At 35.8% G+C, this 19,243-nt stretch carries 14 protein-coding genes; 7 read left to right on the forward strand and 7 right to left on the reverse strand.

Translation table 11 applies throughout. The features are described 5' to 3' along the window. Positions 1-273: 273 nt before the first annotated feature. The 5 genes from secA to H603_RS0108365 all read right to left on the reverse strand — a co-directional run bounded on the left by secA (position 274) and on the right by H603_RS0108365 (position 9,219). Positions 274-3,618: a preprotein translocase subunit SecA gene (gene secA, locus H603_RS0108345; protein WP_026708158.1), complete on the reverse strand. Its 3,345-nt coding sequence runs from the start codon at positions 3,616-3,618 to the stop codon at positions 274-276. Positions 3,619-3,703: 85 nt separating this feature from the next. Then, a complete protein-coding gene (locus H603_RS0108350) occupies positions 3,704-3,925 on the reverse strand; it encodes a DUF2795 domain-containing protein (protein WP_007138072.1) in 222 nt (73 codons plus the stop codon). Positions 3,926-4,718: 793 nt separating this feature from the next. Continuing rightward, positions 4,719-5,288 carry a cob(I)yrinic acid a,c-diamide adenosyltransferase gene (locus H603_RS0108355; protein WP_026708159.1) on the reverse strand — a complete coding sequence of 190 codons (570 nt, stop codon included), beginning with the start codon at positions 5,286-5,288 and terminating at the stop codon, positions 4,719-4,721. A 256-nt stretch (positions 5,289-5,544) separates the two neighbouring features. Beyond that, positions 5,545-8,469: a M16 family metallopeptidase gene (locus H603_RS0108360; protein WP_026708160.1), complete on the reverse strand. Its 2,925-nt coding sequence runs from the start codon at positions 8,467-8,469 to the stop codon at positions 5,545-5,547. A 39-nt stretch (positions 8,470-8,508) separates the two neighbouring features. Beyond that, the gene (locus H603_RS0108365; RefSeq protein ID WP_026708161.1) at positions 8,509-9,219 is read right to left on the reverse strand and encodes an ABC transporter ATP-binding protein; all 711 of its coding nucleotides are present in this window, start codon (positions 9,217-9,219) and stop codon (positions 8,509-8,511) included. Positions 9,220-9,556: 337 nt separating this feature from the next. Between H603_RS0108365 and H603_RS0108370 the strand changes: the two genes are divergently transcribed. Beyond that, positions 9,557-10,204, forward strand: a complete 648-nt coding sequence (locus H603_RS0108370; RefSeq protein ID WP_026708162.1) for a DUF6565 domain-containing protein — start codon at positions 9,557-9,559, stop codon at positions 10,202-10,204. An 87-nt stretch (positions 10,205-10,291) separates the two neighbouring features. On the opposite strand, the gene H603_RS0108375 is transcribed toward H603_RS0108370, so the two are convergent. Together H603_RS0108375 and H603_RS0108380 are read right to left on the reverse strand one after the other, a co-directional pair. Beyond that, a complete protein-coding gene (locus H603_RS0108375) occupies positions 10,292-10,918 on the reverse strand; it encodes a carbonic anhydrase (protein ID WP_026708163.1) in 627 nt (208 codons plus the stop codon). A gap of 20 nt (positions 10,919-10,938) precedes the next feature. Further along, positions 10,939-11,622 (reverse strand): hypothetical protein, encoded by a 684-nt coding sequence (locus H603_RS0108380; protein ID WP_026708164.1) that lies wholly within the window; start codon positions 11,620-11,622, stop codon positions 10,939-10,941. Positions 11,623-12,014: 392 nt separating this feature from the next. Between H603_RS0108380 and H603_RS0108385 the strand changes: the two genes are divergently transcribed. The 6 genes from H603_RS0108385 to H603_RS0108410 all read left to right on the forward strand — a co-directional run bounded on the left by H603_RS0108385 (position 12,015) and on the right by H603_RS0108410 (position 19,131). Then, on the forward strand, positions 12,015-12,977 hold the full coding sequence (locus H603_RS0108385; protein WP_026708165.1) for a hypothetical protein: 963 nt from the start codon (positions 12,015-12,017) through the stop codon (positions 12,975-12,977). Between the two features lie 48 nt (positions 12,978-13,025). After that, entirely contained in the window at positions 13,026-13,766 is a 741-nt protein-coding gene (locus tag H603_RS0108390; RefSeq protein ID WP_026708166.1) for a hypothetical protein, read from the forward strand. A gap of 125 nt (positions 13,767-13,891) precedes the next feature. After that, a complete protein-coding gene (locus H603_RS0108395; RefSeq protein ID WP_026708167.1) occupies positions 13,892-14,869 on the forward strand; it encodes a hypothetical protein in 978 nt (325 codons plus the stop codon). A 1-nt stretch (position 14,870) separates the two neighbouring features. Then, positions 14,871-15,767: an arabinofuranosidase catalytic domain-containing protein gene (locus tag H603_RS0108400; RefSeq protein WP_035675725.1), complete on the forward strand. Its 897-nt coding sequence runs from the start codon at positions 14,871-14,873 to the stop codon at positions 15,765-15,767. Positions 15,768-15,776: 9 nt separating this feature from the next. Beyond that, positions 15,777-16,943 carry a gliding motility-associated C-terminal domain-containing protein gene (locus H603_RS0108405; RefSeq protein ID WP_026708169.1) on the forward strand — a complete coding sequence of 389 codons (1,167 nt, stop codon included), beginning with the start codon at positions 15,777-15,779 and terminating at the stop codon, positions 16,941-16,943. Between the two features lie 82 nt (positions 16,944-17,025). Continuing rightward, positions 17,026-19,131 carry a hypothetical protein gene (locus tag H603_RS0108410; RefSeq protein WP_026708170.1) on the forward strand — a complete coding sequence of 702 codons (2,106 nt, stop codon included), beginning with the start codon at positions 17,026-17,028 and terminating at the stop codon, positions 19,129-19,131. Positions 19,132-19,243 lie beyond the last annotated feature (112 nt).

The following is a 19,243-nucleotide window of genomic DNA, read 5'->3' on the forward strand; positions in this document are numbered from 1 at the left end:
AGAATTTTGAAAAGGTAGAAAATTCATTAAAATGTAATTGTCGTTTTAAAACATACTAAATTAAAGCACAAGTCCCTAGCCCTGATAGCAGTGAAAATCCTTTTGCTTTTTAATGAAAAAGAAAAAGATTGCAGCGTATAGCAGGAAATAGCTCCTGAAAATTTACGTTAAAACAACTTTTTATCCAGACATAAAAAATCCCCAACTACAATGTAATTGAGGACTTTTATATCTCAGATTGTTTTTAACAGTCTAGGAAAGTGGTTAAAATGATTATTCATTAACAATCACCCATGTTCCTGCTGCTAATAACGTTTCTGCTTTTTTGTATTTCATTACTTCTGTTTTTCCAGTTGCAATCTCCTTTAGAGTTACAGTATCGTTGCGGTTGATTTTTGGCATGTCTCTTACGATTGTCTCTGTAACTTGACGTTGCTGTGTTTCTCCTGCTTCGCGATTAGCTGCTTCACTGCTTACAATTTCGTCTTTTGAAGTTTGGTAGTCCTCAACTGGAGCAACTTCTGTAGCTTCTTGGATTTGTTGGTTTTGCTGTGCTGGTAAATCTCCTTTGAAAAGGAACGAAATCACCTCTTTATTAATACCGTTCAACATGGCATTAAATAAATTGAAGGCTTCAAACTTGTAAATTAGCAATGGATCTTTTTGTTCATGAACAGCAAGTTGAACAGATTGTTTCAACTCGTCCATTTTGCGTAAGTGTTTTTTCCAAGCTTCATCAACAATAGCCAAAGTGATATTTTTTTCGAAATCAGCTACTAATTGTTTTCCTTTTGTGTCGTACGCCTTTTTCAAGTCGGTTACCACATTAAGTGATTTTACACCATCAGTAAAAGGAACTACGATGCGCTCAAACTGGTTGTTTGGATCTTCGTATACATTTTGAATGATTGGGAATGCTTCTCTTGCACTGCGTTCTGTTTTTTCAGTGTAATATTTTAAAGCCTCTTTGTAAACCTTGGCTGTAAGCTCGATTTCAGTCATCTTCACAAAATCACTTTCTGAAACAGGAGAAGTAATAGAGAAATAACGGATAATTTCAAACTCAAAGTTTTTAAAGTCGTTTGATGGTTTTGTTTCTTGCAATATTAATTCGCAAGTGTCATACATCATGTTTGCGATGTCTAATTTAAGACGCTCACCAAACAAGGCATGGCGACGACGTTTGTAGACAACTTCACGTTGTGCATTCATAACATCATCATATTCTAATAAACGTTTACGAACACCAAAGTTGTTTTCCTCTACTTTTTTCTGAGCACGCTCAATAGACTTAGTCATCATAGAATGTTGGATTACTTCTCCTTCTTCTAATCCCATTTTGTCCATTACTTTAGCAACTCTTTCAGAACCAAACAAACGCATTAAGTTGTCTTCAAGAGACACATAAAATTGTGAACTACCCACATCTCCTTGACGTCCTGCACGACCTCTTAACTGACGGTCAACACGACGAGAGTCATGACGCTCTGTACCTATAATTGCTAATCCACCTGCTTTTTTCACTTCGGCAGACAATTTAATATCGGTACCACGACCAGCCATATTTGTTGCGATAGTTACTACTCCAGGTTTACCAGCTTCTTCAACGATTTGTGCTTCTTGCTTGTGCATTTTAGCATTCAATACATTGTGCTTAACACCTCTCATTTTAAGCATACGGCTTAGTAATTCAGAGATATCTACAGATGTGGTTCCAATCAATACTGGTCTACCAGCTTGAGAAAGTGCCGTTACATCTTCGATTACTGCATTGAATTTTTCACGTGTAGTTTTGTAGATATAATCTTCTTTATCTTGTCTTGCCATTGGTCTGTTTGTAGGAATTTCTACAACGTCCAATTTGTATATTTGCCATAACTCACCAGCTTCTGTAACTGCAGTTCCAGTCATTCCACCCAGTTTGTTATACATTCTAAAGTAGTTTTGTAAAGTTACCGTAGCAAAGGTTTGTGTTGCTGCTTCAATTTTTACATTTTCTTTAGCCTCAATCGCTTGGTGTAGTCCGTCAGAATAACGGCGTCCATCCATAATACGACCTGTTTGCTCATCGACAATCATAATTTTATTGTCCATGATTACATATTCATTATCTTTTTCGAATAAAGAATAGGCTTTCAATAATTGTGTCAACGTATGGATACGCTCACTTTTTATTCCGAAATCTTGGAATAATTTTTCTTTAGCTTCAGCTTCAGCATCTTTTTCAAGATTTTGCTTTTCGATAGCAGCAATTTCAGTTCCAATATCTGGAAGCACAAAAAAGTCAGCATCAGTATCACCAGACAAGAATTTGATTCCGTTATCGGTCAACTCAACTTGGTTGTTTTTTTCTTCGATTACAAAATACAATGCTTCATCAATCTTGTGCATTTCGCGATTGTTGTCAGCCATGTATTGGTTCTCTGTTTTTTGAAGTAATTGTCTAATTCCTTCTTCACTTAAGAACTTGATTAACGCTTTATTTTTAGGCAAACTTCTGTATGCTCTTAAAAGTACAACGCCACCTTCTTTTGTATTTCCTTCTTTGATTAATTTTTTCGCTTCCGCTAAAAATCCGTTAGCCAATTGACGTTGAATTGCAACCAAATTTTCGATTTTTGGTTTTAGTTCGTTAAACTCGTGACGATCACCTTGAGGAACTGGTCCAGAGATAATTAATGGTGTTCTCGCATCATCAATCAATACAGAATCCACCTCATCGACAATCGCGTAGTTGTGTTTTCTTTGTACTAAGTCATTTGGTGAATGCGTCATGTTATCTCTTAGGTAGTCAAAACCAAATTCGTTATTGGTACCATAAGTAATATCTGCGTTGTAAGCTGCTTTTCTTCCTTCAGAACTAGGTTGGTGATTGTCAATGCAATCAACAGTCATCCCGTGGAATTCAAATAAAGGTGCTTTCCAAGTACTATCACGTTTTGCTAAGTAGTCATTCACAGTTACTAAGTGCACACCGTTTCCAGTTAAAGCATTTAAGTAAAGAGGTAAAGTTGCTACTAATGTTTTTCCCTCACCTGTTTGCATCTCTGCAATTTTTCCTTGGTGAAGAACCATTCCACCAATCAGCTGAACATCATAGTGAATCATGTCCCATGTGATTTCTTTACCAGCAGCATTCCATTTGTTTTGCCATACCGATTGATCACCTTCAAGCGTTACATAAGGTTTGATAGCGGAGAATTCTCTATCTTTCTCAGTAGCTGTAACTTTAATTTCTGAGTTGTCTTTGAAACGTCTTGCCGTTTCTTTTACCACAGCAAAAGCTTCTGGTAAAATTTCTAGCAAAGTTTTTTCAGATAATTCATAAGCTTCTTTTTCTAAAGCATCAATAGACACGTATAAGTCTTCTTTTTTATCAATATCTTCAATTCCTTCCACTTCTTTTTTAAGCGTAGCAATTTTTTCATCGATATTGGCTCTAGCTTCCTTAAGCTGGTCCTTAAAATAGAAAGTACGCGCTCTTAATTCGTCGTGAGACAAAGCAATCAAGGTACTTTCAAAAGTTTTAATTTTAGTCAAATAAGGCTGAAGTGCCTTAACATCTTTCTCGGATTTGTCTCCAACAAAGGCTTTAATAATGCTATTTATGAAACTCATACTATTATTGTATTTCTAATTTATTTTCTCGTGTAAATTTAACCAAAAAAAAAGCCTCTTGAGAGACTTTTTCTTTGTTTATTCTTTAATATTCATCCTCGTTCCAAAGATAATCTTCGTCAGTTGGGTAATCAGGCCAAATTTCTTCCATTGACTCGTATATTTCGCCTTCATCTTCTATAGATTGTAGGTTTTCTACAACTTCTAAAGGAGCACCAGCACGTATAGCGTAATCAATAAGTTCATCTTTGTTAGCAGGCCACGGTGCATCACTTAAGTACGATGCTAATTCTAATGTCCAATACATCTTTTGTCAATTTAGTTTTGTGCAAAAATAATTTTTTTACTGAAAAAGACAAGTAAAAAACCATTTATTTTATAAAAAAGTTAAGAACGTTTATTTTTTAATGCTTTGTTTTGAGAGTTTTTAGTCTCGGTTTACTTTGATTGTGCTTAGAGTTTTTAGTCTCAGTTTACTTTTATTGTCTTTAGAGTTTTCAGTCTCGGTGTTCAGTCTCAGTTTACTTTGATTGTCCTTAGAGTTTTCAGTCTCGGTGTTCAGTCTCAGTTTACTTTGATTGTCTTTAGAGTTTTTAGTCTCGGTTTTCAGTCTCAGTTTACTTTGATTGTCTCTAGAGTTTTCAGTCTCGGTGTTCAGTCTCGGTTTACTTTGATTGTCTTTAGAGTTTTTAGTCTCGGTTTACTATTGTTCTTCTTTAACTTTATTATCAAATTATTGCAAACTATAATTAATCGCAGTTTTCTTTAAAAATAAAAACGGCCAATAATTATATTAATAATTATCTAATAATCAATAAAAAAATTCACAATCAATCTCATGCTCTAACAAGTCTGCAAACCAATCCTCACAATCAAACTAAACTGAAAACTGTGACTGTTTACTGAAAACTGCAAACCAATCTTCACAATCAAACTAAACTGAAAACTGCGACTGTTTACTGCAAACTGCAAACCAATCTTCACAATCAAACTAAACTGAATACTGCGACTGTTTACTGAAAACCAATCCTCACAATCAAACTAAACTGAATACTGCGACTGTTTACTGGAAACTACAAACTGCAAACCATAAAGCAAATCTACTTCCTAGGAATCCACTTCACTTCCTCAGCTTTTAAGTCAAATGACAACTTTCGTGCCAATACAAAAAGGTAGTCAGAAAGTCGGTTTAGGTACTTAATTGCAATAGGAGCGATGGGTTCATTGTGATCTAAATGTACTGCAAGACGCTCTGCTCTACGGCAAACGCATCGTGCGATATGACAATATGACACAGTTGTATGGCCACCGGGTAAGACAAAATGGGTCATAGGTGGAAGCGCTGCTTCCATGCTATCTATTTCGTTTTCTAATAGCTCGATATCGCTCTCTGTAATCCCTAATTTTTGCAAACGTAGTTCTCCGTTTTTCATCACCTCTTTTTCAGGAGGAGTGGCTAGAATAGCACCTACAGTAAACAAGCGATCTTGGATTTCGATCAAAATAGTTTTGTAATGCGCATCCATCTCTTGATCGCGAATAAGTCCAATGTGCGAATTTAATTCGTCCACTGTACCATAGCTTTCAATGCGCATATGATCTTTAGGAACACGCGTTCCTCCAAATAATGCAGTTGTTCCTTTATCTCCCGTTTTAGTATATACTTTCATAATTTCTTGTAATCGTTTTAGTAGTGTGTACAGTTATTGTTTATCAGCAGTGGCACATTGATTTTCGAAAAAAAAAACTTTAAATATTTTAATCGAATACTACATAGTTGCTGCTATAAGCATACGGTAATGATCAAATCCCCTCAAAGATAAACGAATGAACGGGAATGCAAAAAAAATCATTTTACATTTATGGTCACCTCATAAAAAAAGCCATTCTTTCGAATGGCTTTTAGATTGAATAAAATACGTCAGATTAGTATCCGAATATTTCTTCTAGTGACAATTTTTTAACAGCACCCAATTGCTTTAGGTCGTCCATCGAAATGTTTTTCTCTGAAGCAACAATAGCATAAGTGTACGGTTTTTTTGAAAATTCTTTGTTTTCAAAAGCTACTACATCACTCATTTTAATCCCATCTACAGTGTTATAGGTTTGCTTTCTAATATCTTCAGGAAGTCCTAATTCTTGTGCAGCTAGGTAGCTAAAAATGATGTTGTCTTGTGTGATACGCTCTGTTTCAATGTCTTTTTTAACTTGCGTTTTAGCAAGTGCTAAGTTTCCATCTAACTGTGGCATATCATTTAATAATTCGTTCATACTTGCCGTAGCATCTTTGAATTTGTCTGCTTGACTTCCTACGTAACCAATAAAGTAGTATTGATCGTTTTTCTTTTGAGGGCTAACATAGTAACCAAAAGTGCTATAAGCTAATGCTTTACTTTCTCTAATTGTTTGAAAAACAATCGATCCCATTCCTCCACCAAAGTAGTTGTTGAAAACATTTACCATTGTGTTTCTTTTTGGGTCGTAGTTGTCAGTACTTCTAATCCATCTTGTTTCTGACTGAACCATATCGTAATCAGCAAAAAGGACTTCGTTTTGTTTTTGAGCAACTTGTTTGAAATCTTTGGCTACAGCCGGAGTAGCAAATTTTGCAGGAACTTTGTGGTTCTTTTGCAAGTCAGATACAAAAGACTTCATATCCTTAGGTCCGTAGTAGATTATTGTTTGCTCGAAGTTATTGATATTTTTTATTTTTTCAATTAACTCTGCTGCGGTAATTCCGGCTAATGCGTCATTAGACAAGTTGTTGTTAAACTTGTTGTCTGCACCATACATTGCATAACTAGTTAAACCAGATAAAATAGCATTTTTGTTCAATTTAGCATCGTTTCTAGATTTTGTAATTCTAGCAATTAATGCTTTTAAAGCAGCTTCATCAGGTTTTACATTATTGATAACTTCTTCATACAATTTTACAGCTTTGTCAAAGTTTTCTTGTAAACCTTCGATAGAAACAGTAGTGTATTCTTCACCTGTACTTACATTAAAACTACATGCAATAGTATAGAATTCTTTAGCAATTTCTTCAGATGTTTTCTTATCTGTACCTAGAAAGCTAATGTATTGTGAAGCGATAGCTTGTTTCAAGTCATTTAAAGTTCCCACTTTGTAACGGTATTTCAAACGGAAAATATCGTTGTCTTTGTTAGCAACATACAATACAGTTGCAGCACCTACTTTAGTTTTTTGAATGTCTTTATTAAAGTCAAGAAAAACAGGTTTGCTTGCATTGTTTGGCATTGCTTCAATAGTAGTAACAAATGTAGATTGTTTGTCAGCATTTGTAGCTACAGGAGTGATGATTGGCTTTTCGATTTTTTCGTTAGCTACTTTTTCTCCTTTTCTTTTGTAAATCGCAACGTAGTTGTTCCCTAAATATTTATTGGCAAAAGCCACAATATCTTCCTTCTTAATTTTAGATAAGTCATTTACATAAGCTACTTGATCTTTCCAGTCTAACTCTGATGTAAAAGCGTCCATTAGATTGCTTGCTCTATCTGAATATTTTTCAGTTTCGTAAATCTTACCTTTTTTGATGTTATTGATAATTGAGGTAATCAATTGATCATCAAAGTTTCCTTTTTTAAGATTTTCGATTTCGTTCAATACTAATTCTTTTACTTCTTCTAGCGACTGTCCGTTTGTAGGTGAAGCAGATAAGTATAAAATCCCGTGATCAATCAAAGTGTATGTAAACGCGCCAGCATTAAGTAATTTTTGTTTTTTAACAAGGTTAAGATCAAGTAAACCTGCTTTTCCATTCGTTAAAATTTTACCTACTAAGTCAGCTAGTAAAACATCCTTGTCTTTGTTTCCTGGTAAACGGTACCCTAATGTCATGTTTTCGGCATCTGGACCTACAATTTCCTTGATAATTGGCGCATCAATTGGCGCTTCTTGTTGGAAAGTATATTTTTCGAAAGGTTTAGCTTGCATTTGACCAAAAGTTTGATCAATTTTTGCAATTACCTCATCTGGATTAAAATCTCCCGAAAGAATGATTCCCATATTATTAGGAACATAGTATTTATTAAAATACTTTCTAATTTCAACTAGCGATGGGTTCTTTAAGTGATCTACTGTCCCTATCGTTGTTTGTAGACCGTAATTGTGTTTCTTGAACAAGCTAGCAAATAACTCTTCAAAAACTCTTCTACTATCACTATCTAGTGTTCTGTTTTTTTCTTCGTAAACAGCCTCAAGTTCAGTATGGAAAATTCTAAAAACGGGGCTTCTAAAACGTTCTGCTTGTACTGCTAAGTATTTGTCAAGGGAACTACTTGGTACATCATCAGTATACACTGTTTGTTCAAATGAAGTAAAAGCATTGGTTCCTTGCGCTCCCATTGCCGACATCATTTTATCGTACTCATTAGCAATCGATAATTTGCTCGCCACACCTGAGATAGAGTCAATAGACTTGTAAATCATTTTGCGTTTTGCATCATCTTTTGTGCTGTTGTATTGCTCGTATAAATCAGCGATTTTATCAAGTTCTACTTTTTCTTTAGGCCAATCTTGTGTTCCGTATTTATCGGTACCTTTAAACAACATGTGTTCTAGGTAGTGTGCCAGTCCCGTGTGTGTTGCTGGATCTGTTTTACTTCCTGCTTTGATCGCTACATAAGCCTGAATTCTAGGATCTTTATTTGTAGGACTTAAAATTACAGTTAGACCATTTTTTAAAGTATAAAAACGGGCTTTTGCTGGATCGTTGCTTACGTATTTATAATCGTAGCCGTTGCTGCTTTCCTTTTTCCATTCAAATTGTTCTTGTGCCGTTCCAGCTACAGTGACAAAGAGTGTTAGGATTCCAAAAATCGTGTTTCTCATTTGATTGTTTGTTAATTAATTTTTTTTGGTTTGTATGTATTAAATTGAATTAGTAGGCATCATTTCTTTGCGCACATCGCTTTCTACCACACCATCGCGCAGTCTAATTACTCGGTGGGCATATTCGGCGATTTCTTCCTCGTGTGTCACTAGAATAACGGTATTTCCTTGAGCGTGTATCTCGTTAAAAAGCGTCATGATTTCTATAGATGTTTTACTGTCTAGATTTCCTGTAGGTTCATCGGCTAGTATAATTGAAGGTTTGTTTACCAGTGCTCTTGCCACAGCAACACGTTGTCGTTGTCCTCCTGAGAGTTGGTTGGGGTGGTGGTCCATTCGATCGCCTAACTTTACTTGGTTCAAGACCTCTTCTGCACGGGCTGTGCGATCACTCTTAGAGTAACCAGCATAGATCATAGGCAATGCAACATTGTCTAGCGCAGTGGTTCTAGGCAATAAGTTAAATGTTTGAAAAACAAAACCAATCTCTTTATTTCTAATTTCGGCAAGTTCATCGTCTTTCATTTTACTTACATCCTTATTATTCAAAATGTAACTTCCAGATGTAGGAGTGTCTAAGCAACCTAATAAATTCATTAAAGTCGACTTTCCAGATCCAGACGGACCCATCAAAGCAACATATTCTCCCTTATTGATCTCTAAGTCAATACCTTTAAGAACATATACAATTTCGTCTCCTAAAGCAAAGTTTCGCTTTATATCAGTGATTTTTATTAATGGATTTGCCATTGGTGTACGGTGATTTGAATAAAATTATAAGTTTAAAAGTACAAAAGTCTTTGTCAATTATAGTATTAGTAGTGTAAAATCATTTTTTGTTACATGAAATAGCCAAATATTGTTTTCGCTTTCGCAAAAGTGTCCCGGGTTTAATTGATGATTATAGGTCACTATAGCTAGTAATTTACACCTTATATATAAAGCCTAAAAATCATGCTTACAAGCCGTAAATAGGCGTTTTCATAATTTTACTCAATCCTTATAACATTAACATGTTTACATTGAAACACATACAATCGACTATATATTTGCTTCAGAATAATTAACAAAACAAAATCGAATCATTATGGAAAGTAAAAAATTATTTTTAGGAGTAGCAGCAATAGCATTAGGTCTTACATCGTGCAAAGGTGAAAAAGAAACTCAAGCAGAAAAAACAGTAGACAACTACGTGGTATATGTTGATTCTTTAGAAAATGTTTCTTCAGAAGAAGCAATGGCAAACTGGCAAACTATCGAAGCTAATTACGAGCTAAGAAGCAGCCAAGCAGAAACAGCCCTTGCTGATTTAAAAGATGATGCAAAAGCAAAAGAAAAATTAGAAGCTTCTAGAATGAAATACGAAGCGATGAAAACTAAAATGCAAGAGGCTATGCCAACTAAAAGTCAAACAATGAGAAATTCATTATTTGGTGAAGGTAAAGTAGGGGATGATATGAGCTTTGCATGGGTAAATGCAGCTAACATTCACGATGTGTACCAGCAGTTTGTACATACAGTTGAAGATAATAAAGATAGTTATTCTCGTGAAGACTGGGATGAAATTAAAATGATGTATGAAGCTTTAGACAGTAGAAAAAATACTGTTGAAAAAGAAGGTCTTTCATCAGAAGATAATAGAAAAATTGCAGGATTAAAATTGAAATTTGCTCCTATGTATACCGTTAATAGAATGGGTGCAAAATCAGAAGAAATGGATGCAGCTAAGAAATAATTAGTTGGATCAATGCAACAAAAAATGACAGTCAGAGATGGCTGTCATTTTTTTTGTTTTTTTTATTCGAAAAGAGATTTGGCTACTTTAAGTAATTTTGTAAATCGCCATAATGTCTTTTAAGATTTCGTCAAAATCAATTTTTAAGTCAATCAGTTTTCCGCTATGAATGTCAAAAATCCAACCGTATACCTTTAAGTTGCGCTCGCGATTGGCCTTTTGTACTTCGGCAGTTTTTATAATGTTCATGCACTGTTCCTGAACATTCAATTCAGTAAGGCGTTTGTATTTTTCCTCCTCGTTTGTAATAGCATCCAGTTCTTTATTATGAATGCGATACACATCTCTTATATTACGCAACCACGGATTTAATATTCCCAAATCAGATTGTTGCATCGCAGCTTGCACACCACCACAACCATAATGACCGCACACCACAATGTGATTTACTTTAAGATGTACCACCGCGTAATTAATAACCGACATGGAATTGATATCAGTATTAGGGACCATGTTTGCAATATTGCGGTGCACGAAAACCTCTCCCGGTTGCAATCCCATTAACTCTTCGGCCGTAACGCGACTATCAGAACAACCTATGTATAAAAACTCTGGTGATTGTCCTTGTCCTAATTTTTCAAAGAAAGCAGCATCTGTAGCTAGTTGTTTGCTGACCCAATTTTTGTTGTTGTCAAAAATTTTCTGGATGTCCATAAGTAGGTATTTAGGTAAAATTATTGTCGAATAATAAAATGCTCCTTAGGTTGTTCTCTTCTAAAAAACACCAACTGAAAGTGATAAGTATCTACGGTTACAGATACTTCTGCTCGTTGCTTTATCGCTTCCCAAGTCTCTTTTTTGTCTTTATTTTGATGTAAGTTATTAAAAACCCAAACGCTGTCATTAGTAATGCTAGGTTGTGCGGTTATATAATCTTCTAGTAATTTTTTACTGTCACTGTAGTTGTCAAAGTAGATAAAGTCAAATAGTTCGTTTCCAGATGCAGGAATGGCCTCCTCTAAGGAAGTCGCAGTGAAATCTAATTCAGATTCGGCTGCTACAATTTCTTGTAAGGTTGCAGAAGGAGTTGCAGCAATAACTTTTATTTTATTCGTGGCACTTGAAGTTGCCAGTGCCAGAATAGCTAGAGTATCTGTCGCTTCACTAACTAAGGTTTGCTTACTTTCAAAATAAGAGTGCAAGCGGTATAAAAACTGTCCATTCTTTTGCGAAAGCAAAGAATTAAAACGCAATTTCTCATTTTCTCCCAAGCTTGCATTTAAAAAAGAGTACGCTGGTTTTGGCTTTCGATCATAAAAACATTTGGTCAACAAGCTAAACACAAAAGGCGAGTGTACGGCATGTTCGTTCTTAGAATGCCATAAAAATTGGAGGTAGGATAGCGTAGGGAATGTCATAAAATTCGTTGCTTTTCTATAGGCGCAAAGATACCACTATAAATGCAAAAAGGGAACAAGCTATTTTGTAGGAAATGGATAAATTTTTAGTCTTACAAAATAGGATTCAAACATCAAAATAACTGTTAATTTATTTAACAATTATAAGAATACATTTGCGTACAAATACCTGCTTTTTTGTATTTGCTGACGTTTTTTTGTTAAAACTAAATTTATAAAAGTAATATATTTCTTATCAAGATTTTAAAAAGTAGGAAAATTAATCGATGAAATGCATCAAAAACCGCTGTACAGCAATCGTGTGCTTAATGTGTTAAAATGTTAAAATAGTGCAATTTTTTTTACCACTGTTTTTTAAAAAGTGCTTAATTTGTAACAAACAGAAGTGTTCTATGAACCCAAACAGACAACTCTTACTGGTCCTACTACTAGGTATTTTTTCATTCTCGGCCTTTTCACAGGTTAAGATTGGAGATTCGCCATCATCTATTAATGCCTATTCAATACTAGAATTAGAGAGCAAATCACTTGCTTTTGTGATGACTAGAATGTCGACTACAGAGATGAATGCATTGCGACCTCTTGAAGGAGCACTTGTTTACAACACCACCGAAAAATGTATTTTTTTATATAAAGGAGCTACTTGGTCTAGCTTATGCGAAGCAGGAGTAAAAGTGACTACCGCCACAACAGCGCCAGCAATAGCGCAGTCTAAAAGTGGCGATTTCTGGATCAATACTTCGACAACACGAGCGGTAACAAATATTTTCAACGGAACGTCATGGATGGCTATAAATGCCAACCCAAAAAGTGGCGCGGGTGATCCCAATACAAAAACAGGCTTAAATCCTATAGCAGGCGACATTTATGTCGACGAAACTGCAGGAGCGATCTACATTTATAACGGAACAAGCTGGGCAAATAATACGGCAGCAACTACAGTGACAGCTGGAAACGGACTCAGCATGTCGCCTACCAATGTGATTGAATTTGGTGGTAGTTTGACCAAACCTACAGTATTGCCTACTACAAGCACAAATACACTAGCCATTACTGGATTGACTGCCCCTACTGCAGCAGACAATCATGATTTTGTAGTGGTCGATAGAACAACCGGCGTTTTAAATAAAGTAGCCGCTATCGATGTATTGCGTGAGGAGGAAGTAGTGCTAACTGCGAGCAATGGCCAAGTGCAGTTCTCGCCACCAAAACCGGTGAATAGTAAAAGGCAAATTGACGTGTACCGCAATGGGGTGCGCATAGAATTTAGCGTGGTCAACACCACAACTATCGAGTTAGAACCCGATGCTACCTGCTATGCAGGAGACAAAATTAGAATTGTACAAGTATATTAAAGAGTAAAAATAATTTTAACCCAAATTAACCATTAAATTTTAAAAAAGATGAAAAAAACATTACAAAACACGTTAAAAGTAGGAGCGGTAGTCGCTCTAATGTTATCTGCAGGAGCAGTTAGCGCGCAGCAAATAACAGGAGCTTCTACTAAGATAGAAGATAAAAGTATTTCTAAAGAACTAAATGGTACGATTAGAGTAATTGATAACAAAGGGACAAAAAAGTTTCTACAGGTTAAAAATGGTTTGACTTTATTGACGGATCAAACGCCTGATGGTGGTGTGACTTCTACTTGGCAGTTAGGAGGAACTTTAAGTTCTAACACGTATATTGATGCAACTGGCAAGACTTTTTCTCTAGATGGATTGAAATTAGTGACTACTGCTAAAGCTGCTGCTGCTGCTACCGACCAATCAGTGGGATCTAGTGCTAAATTATTGGGAAGTACTGGTACTGCAGCTGTTGCTGCTAATACTGGTTGGACTGTTTTAATTAGAGATGAGCAAAGTGGTGAAATACAGAAGATATTAGCCAGCGATTTCATTTCTACAGGATCAGTTGATGTAACACTCGTTACACCAGTTGTTTTAAAAGTTACTGCAGCGGGTTTAGCAATGGGAACACCGATTTCTAAAGTTTCAGTTTATAGAAATGGAGCGAAATTGAGAGCTAGCACCGATTATGCTATTACTGCTGCAGATGAAGTTACATTAAAACCTAGCACAATTGCAGGAAGTGACTGGACGGCTTACGCTGGAGATGTTATAGAAGTTCAGTGGATCAAATAATAAAATATCAGCTGTAAAGCATATTCTTGTTTAAAATAAAGAGTTGGTTAGTACTTAGTCAACTCTTTATAACAAGGGAAAATCATTTCAAGGGCAGGCACATTATTTAAAATACCACAGTTATAATGTTAATTAAAAGACAAGCACTTATCTTAATTATGATGCTAGGTTTATTTTTTGTGAAGTCAAGTAGTGCACAAAAAGTAGCTGTAATCAATCAAAAGGGGACAAAAGCGTCTGTCAATAATAACACTGTTTTTACGACTAATAATACTGCACCCACTAGTGCTTATCTAGGAGATATATGGTTAAATACTAAAGTAACGCCGCCGCTTAAATCAATTTATGACGGTACGAGTTGGATTTCATTAGAAACTATTGGTACAAAAGGATCTGTTTTTTTTGCTGGAGACGATGGAAGGCCTACAGATAATAATGTTCAGTTATCATGGAATAACTCAGATGAACAGCTTAATGTTGGAATACCTATTACGTCCTCTGTAAATAAATTAAGTGTAAATGGAAGCACTAGAACATCTGGATTAACTAATTCCAGAGGAACCGCAGGTCTACCCTCATATCGATTTTCTGATGATTCCTCAACAGGTATGTTTAGCACGGCAAGCGGCTTATTACAGTTTTCTACAGCAGGGATAGAGGCCTTAAATATTTCAGCATCACAGCAAGTAAATGTTTTAAAAAATGTTCGTTTAGGGGGAGCACTTTTAGATGGTAGCAATTCGGCAGGAACTGCAGGACAAGTACTATCCTCAACAGGAGCAACAACAGGGACAGTATGGGTTGATCCTAAATTGGTTTCAGTTGTTAATAAAACAACAAGTTATACTTTATTTGCAGCAGATAATGGTAAAGTCTTCACTTTTAACAGTGGTACGGCAATGACACTTACAGTCCCAACCGGATTGCCAGTGGGATTTAATATAAGTATTTATCAAACAGGTTTGGGAGAAGTAACTATTATTGGTGGAGCAACAATATTAAATAGATTGTCTCGGTTTAAAACTGCTGGTAAAGATGCTGGAGTAGGTTTACTAATAACAGCAACTAATACAGCTCATTTAACAGGAGATTTAAAAAAATAAGATGAAAAAAATAGTATTCCATTTCTTTCTATTATTTACTTTAACTGGATTTAGCCAAATAGGGAACTATAATTTTTTCCCCACCTTACAACCCCAGCACATTCTGGATGAAAAGTTAACTACTATTAGTTTTGCGTATTCTATGCGTGTGCTAGAAAGTGATTATCAAGGGCCATTAGTACGACTTCGTAGAGCAAGCGACAATACCGAAATGGATTTTGGCTGGGCATCTAATGATATTGTTGATGTGGCAGCAATCAATACTTGGCGTGGTACAAGCTTAGTTTACATGGTTACCTGGTATGATCAAAGTAAAAGTGGTAGAAATGCCACACAAACGGTAGCTTCACAACAACCACAGTTTTTCCCAAATGATGCTGTTCCCAATTTTCAAGGTGATGGTTCTGATGATCACTTAACAGTTGTTAATGGGAATATTCAACTGGTAACTAATGGAGGGGTAGAAGGAACTGTCATTGCTACTATGAAAGCTACTGTAAAAAACCAACATAGTTTTGGTGTGCTTATAGGTTCTGATCGTTGGTCTACACACGTTAACTGGGGAAACAATAATTTGTATTTTGATCCAGGTATTTGTTGTAATAGCACACGCTCATTTGAAAATTCTGCAGCGGTGAATAAGTGGGAAATCTATTCGTTTATAAAAACAAGTACGAATGTTATAGCACGCTCCACACTAATTGAACGCATTAATGGAACGCATACCACAGGAAGGTGTACTATAACTGAGCTTTTTGCAATAGGTTGGGCCACGGGAAGTGAAGCAAATAATCATGCTACAACGAGTTATAATGAATTTATCATGTACAACACAGATATTGCTACTGCGCAAATTTTAGAAATTGAACAAGATTCTAAAACTTTTTGGAGTATTTAAATTATAAAAATGAAAAAGCTAGTATTTTTTCTTGTTTTATTTGGCGCCTTACCTTGTGTATACAGTCAAGCGGCGTTCTATAATAAAGGAAATATACAAATGCATGGAACTGCTCAGGTTGGTTTTCATACTAATGTTATCAACGATGGGGTTTTTAATAACAATAGCGGTAGCGCTGGCTTTTACAACCAAGAGCAAAGTATTATAGTTTCGGGAAAAAACAAAATGATATTTAAAGATATTACTGTTGAGGTCTTTGATGATTTGTTTTTATCGACATCCATAGGAGTTACTAACGATCTTCTCCTAAACATAGGTCGGGTAAATACGCCTACAAACGACAAGTCGGTTAGTTTAGATTTTATCGACAGCCGCATCTACGTAGGAGCAGACGATAACAGACACGTTGATGGTTATGTTACAGTGACCAACAGTGGTGAGTTCACCTTCCCAATAGGTAATGCTGGATTTCTACGACCAATGATTTTATCTAATTCCCCTAGAACGGGAATATTTAAAGGAGCCTATTTCAAATTGGACCCCAACACTCCCAATACTTCAGCAACTCCTACAACTTTTACCTCATCTTTTGATACCAATGCCAAGGACCTTACTTTGACAAGTATCAATACTGAGGAATTTTGGGATCTCGATGGGAGCGATGTGACTTCGATAAAATTAACTTGGGATAAAAACAGTAACTTAGGAACGCTGACTCAAAAAATGAGTGATTTGCGTGTTGTGGGTTGGAGTAAAGATCTTGAATTTTGGGTAGATTTAGGTAACACGGGAGTAGGAGGAGACATGAACAATGGGACAATCCAGTCGACGCCTTTTATACCAGATGAATTTGAAGTGATTACCATAGGAAGTGGTAAAGCCGCAGAAAATATTGTTTTTGGGAATTACGGAATTTCTCCAAACGGTGATGGGGTTAATGATACTTTTGTAATAAAAAATATAGAGATAAGCCACAAAAATACTTTACGTATCTACAACCGCTGGAGCTTGCTGGTTTATTCAAAAAATGACTATGACAACTCATGGGAAGGTTTCTCAGATAATAAATTGAATGTTAAGCGCGAACTAGGACTACCAGACGGAACCTATTTTTATGTTTTAGACTTTCATGATTTAGGGATCTCTTGGCAAGGTTGGGTTTATGTAAAACGTTGATAAGATAATATAAAAAAGTTACTCAAATTTTAAATGGCCTCTTTCGAATAGTTACATTTACCATTATATAATTACAATTACAATGCCACACAAAAAACTATTTCTTTCGCTACTCACACTGCTCTTTTTGCAAATCACTGTTGCACAAAAGCTGAATGCTATTGACCAGAAAGGAACAAAAATTGAAATTATAAATAATAAAGTTACCACAGCAGCAACAGCTCCTTCAAATCCAAATTCGAATGATGTTTGGTTTGATACGAGCACTGCACCTACTACAGTCAAAATCTATAATGGAACCGCGTGGCTAATTATGGAACACAAAGGGACAACCGGGTCTGTGTTTTTTGCAGCAACAAATGGTTTGCCAACAGAGGATAATAGTCAATTATTTTGGGATAACAGTGCAAAAAGTTTGAAAGTAGGAGCTACAGGAAATATAGACACCAAACTTACTGTAAACGGAAAAGTGTTGTCAAATACTGCACTAGAATTAAAGGGTACGTTAATCGACGCATTAAGTTCTGCCGGAACTGCAGGTCAAGTATTGACTTCTACAGGAACAGGGACGAGTTGGATTAACAATGCGAATTGGTTGAGTACTGGAAACACAGGTACTACGGCGAGTAATTTTTTAGGGAACATTGATGATGTAAAAATGTCAATTGTTTCAGATAGCCAATCAATGTTAGAATTTGGTCGACGATCTACATTAGGATTGATAAATACTGGCAGAAATGATTATACTGATGGAACACAACCTACAGTATATGTAAGAGGAGATGGTACTAGAGCTGCTTTACAGTTTGCAGCGGCAGGGGCTTCGTTTTATAAACCAATGTTTTTTACAGTAGCAAATGGTAGTTTTAGACTAAAAGGAAGTGCTGGAGGAACAGATATGTTTGAGATTGGTTCGGCAGGTCCTTCCAATCAAGGAAGATTAGAATTTGTAGTAGGGGACGATGGCTTAGAACCTATGATTTTTAAAAGGTTTGAACATACTACTAATGTTCATAGAGAATTTTTTAGAGTGCAAGCTTCTGCTGATGGTTCAACTACAAAAACTAGGTTTGGGATCAATATTAATCCAGATAGCGTTCCTATTAGCGCAGCAACGCTAACATATGATACTGGCGATAGTGGAGTGGTTGCCAATTCCACTCTACAAGTAAATGGGTCTATTTCAAACTCAACTTTTACAACAACGGGAGCTCTCACATTAACGGAGGATCATTATGCCATAATTTTAGGAGGTAATCATCAAATAACGTTGCCAACAGCAAGTGGCTCTAAAGGAAGAATTTATATTATTAAAAATCCAACTAGTAGCAGTGTTTCACTTTCTTCATCTTCTTCATATCTTACTAATTTAAATATAGCTTCAACGATAATTGCTTCTGGTGTCATCTTATGGATTCAAAGTGATGGTACAAATTGGCAACAGATTACTGGAGGAAATGAATCCATTACAACAATTTCAAATACAGTACCTGCAGCATCAGGTAACTTAATAGGCAACTATAAAAATGAAGCAAACGTTACAACAGGGATCTATGAAACAGTAACTAGTTTAACCCAAAGTATTGGGAGTTCAGCAACTGGTGAGATTACATACAAAGATGAAAAAGGAAACTCAAGCAAAGCACGCGTAGTGAGCGCTAATTCAAACAATCAGATTGAGGTTGGTACTGATGGTGGCGCTTACTTGGGTTCTACAGTTTATACTGGTTCATTTTTATTGACAGCGCCTACTAGCACTACGGCCACTAGCATAACTTATATAGGGTTACCTTTTCAACCAAGTCAGATGACTTTTGTTGCACATGCTAATGTGGAAAGTACAGATATCGATCTGCCGGGAAGTGGATTGAATGATATTAATAATTCATTTGGAACGATGAATGGTGTGGCTCGACAGTCTTCCAGTACGACAATTTCACAGCAAGTTATTTATATTGGTGGTAGCGGCCAATCTATAAATAATATTTCTAGATTTTCAAGTAGTTCAAATTGTATTGGGTTAAGATATGGTAATCAAGATGCAGCTAATCTAGGTAAAATTACTGCGTCAATGACTTCCTTCAATGCTAATGGTTTTACCCTAAATGTTAAATACACTGCTGCTGCTAGTGGTAATACAGCGGTGTTAGGCGAGAATGTTATTGTCCTATTTACTGCTTATAAGTAGATATATTAGAAGTTTATTTTGTTCTACGATAGGGAATAGAGTTGATAATTTCCGGCATGTATCCTAAAGTATAGGTTATTTGCCTAAGCCTTTTTTTAAATAAAAAATCACC

The sequence above is a fragment of the Flavobacterium frigidarium DSM 17623 genome (assembly GCF_000425505.1).
Classification (GTDB): domain Bacteria; phylum Bacteroidota; class Bacteroidia; order Flavobacteriales; family Flavobacteriaceae; genus Flavobacterium; species Flavobacterium frigidarium.

What these genes read in the sequence shown, in the direction of transcription:
- secA (WP_026708158.1), bottom strand. Translation starts at nt 3,618, where the DNA reads ATGAGTTTCATAAATAGCATTATTAAAGCCTTTGTTGGAGACAAATCC.
- H603_RS0108350 (WP_007138072.1), bottom strand. Translation starts at nt 3,925, where the DNA reads ATGTATTGGACATTAGAATTAGCATCGTACTTAAGTGATGCACCGTGG.
- H603_RS0108405 (WP_026708169.1), top strand. Translation starts at nt 15,777, where the DNA reads ATGAAAAAGCTAGTATTTTTTCTTGTTTTATTTGGCGCCTTACCTTGT.
- H603_RS0108390 (WP_026708166.1), top strand. Translation starts at nt 13,026, where the DNA reads ATGAAAAAAACATTACAAAACACGTTAAAAGTAGGAGCGGTAGTCGCT.
- H603_RS0108360 (WP_026708160.1), bottom strand. Translation starts at nt 8,469, where the DNA reads ATGAGAAACACGATTTTTGGAATCCTAACACTCTTTGTCACTGTAGCT.
- H603_RS0108375 (WP_026708163.1), bottom strand. Translation starts at nt 10,918, where the DNA reads ATGGACATCCAGAAAATTTTTGACAACAACAAAAATTGGGTCAGCAAA.
- H603_RS0108365 (WP_026708161.1), bottom strand. Translation starts at nt 9,219, where the DNA reads ATGGCAAATCCATTAATAAAAATCACTGATATAAAGCGAAACTTTGCT.
- H603_RS0108380 (WP_026708164.1), bottom strand. Translation starts at nt 11,622, where the DNA reads ATGACATTCCCTACGCTATCCTACCTCCAATTTTTATGGCATTCTAAG.
- H603_RS0108400 (WP_035675725.1), top strand. Translation starts at nt 14,871, where the DNA reads ATGAAAAAAATAGTATTCCATTTCTTTCTATTATTTACTTTAACTGGA.
- H603_RS0108370 (WP_026708162.1), top strand. Translation starts at nt 9,557, where the DNA reads ATGGAAAGTAAAAAATTATTTTTAGGAGTAGCAGCAATAGCATTAGGT.
- H603_RS0108410 (WP_026708170.1), top strand. Translation starts at nt 17,026, where the DNA reads ATGCCACACAAAAAACTATTTCTTTCGCTACTCACACTGCTCTTTTTG.
- H603_RS0108355 (WP_026708159.1), bottom strand. Translation starts at nt 5,288, where the DNA reads ATGAAAGTATATACTAAAACGGGAGATAAAGGAACAACTGCATTATTT.
- H603_RS0108385 (WP_026708165.1), top strand. Translation starts at nt 12,015, where the DNA reads ATGAACCCAAACAGACAACTCTTACTGGTCCTACTACTAGGTATTTTT.
- H603_RS0108395 (WP_026708167.1), top strand. Translation starts at nt 13,892, where the DNA reads ATGTTAATTAAAAGACAAGCACTTATCTTAATTATGATGCTAGGTTTA.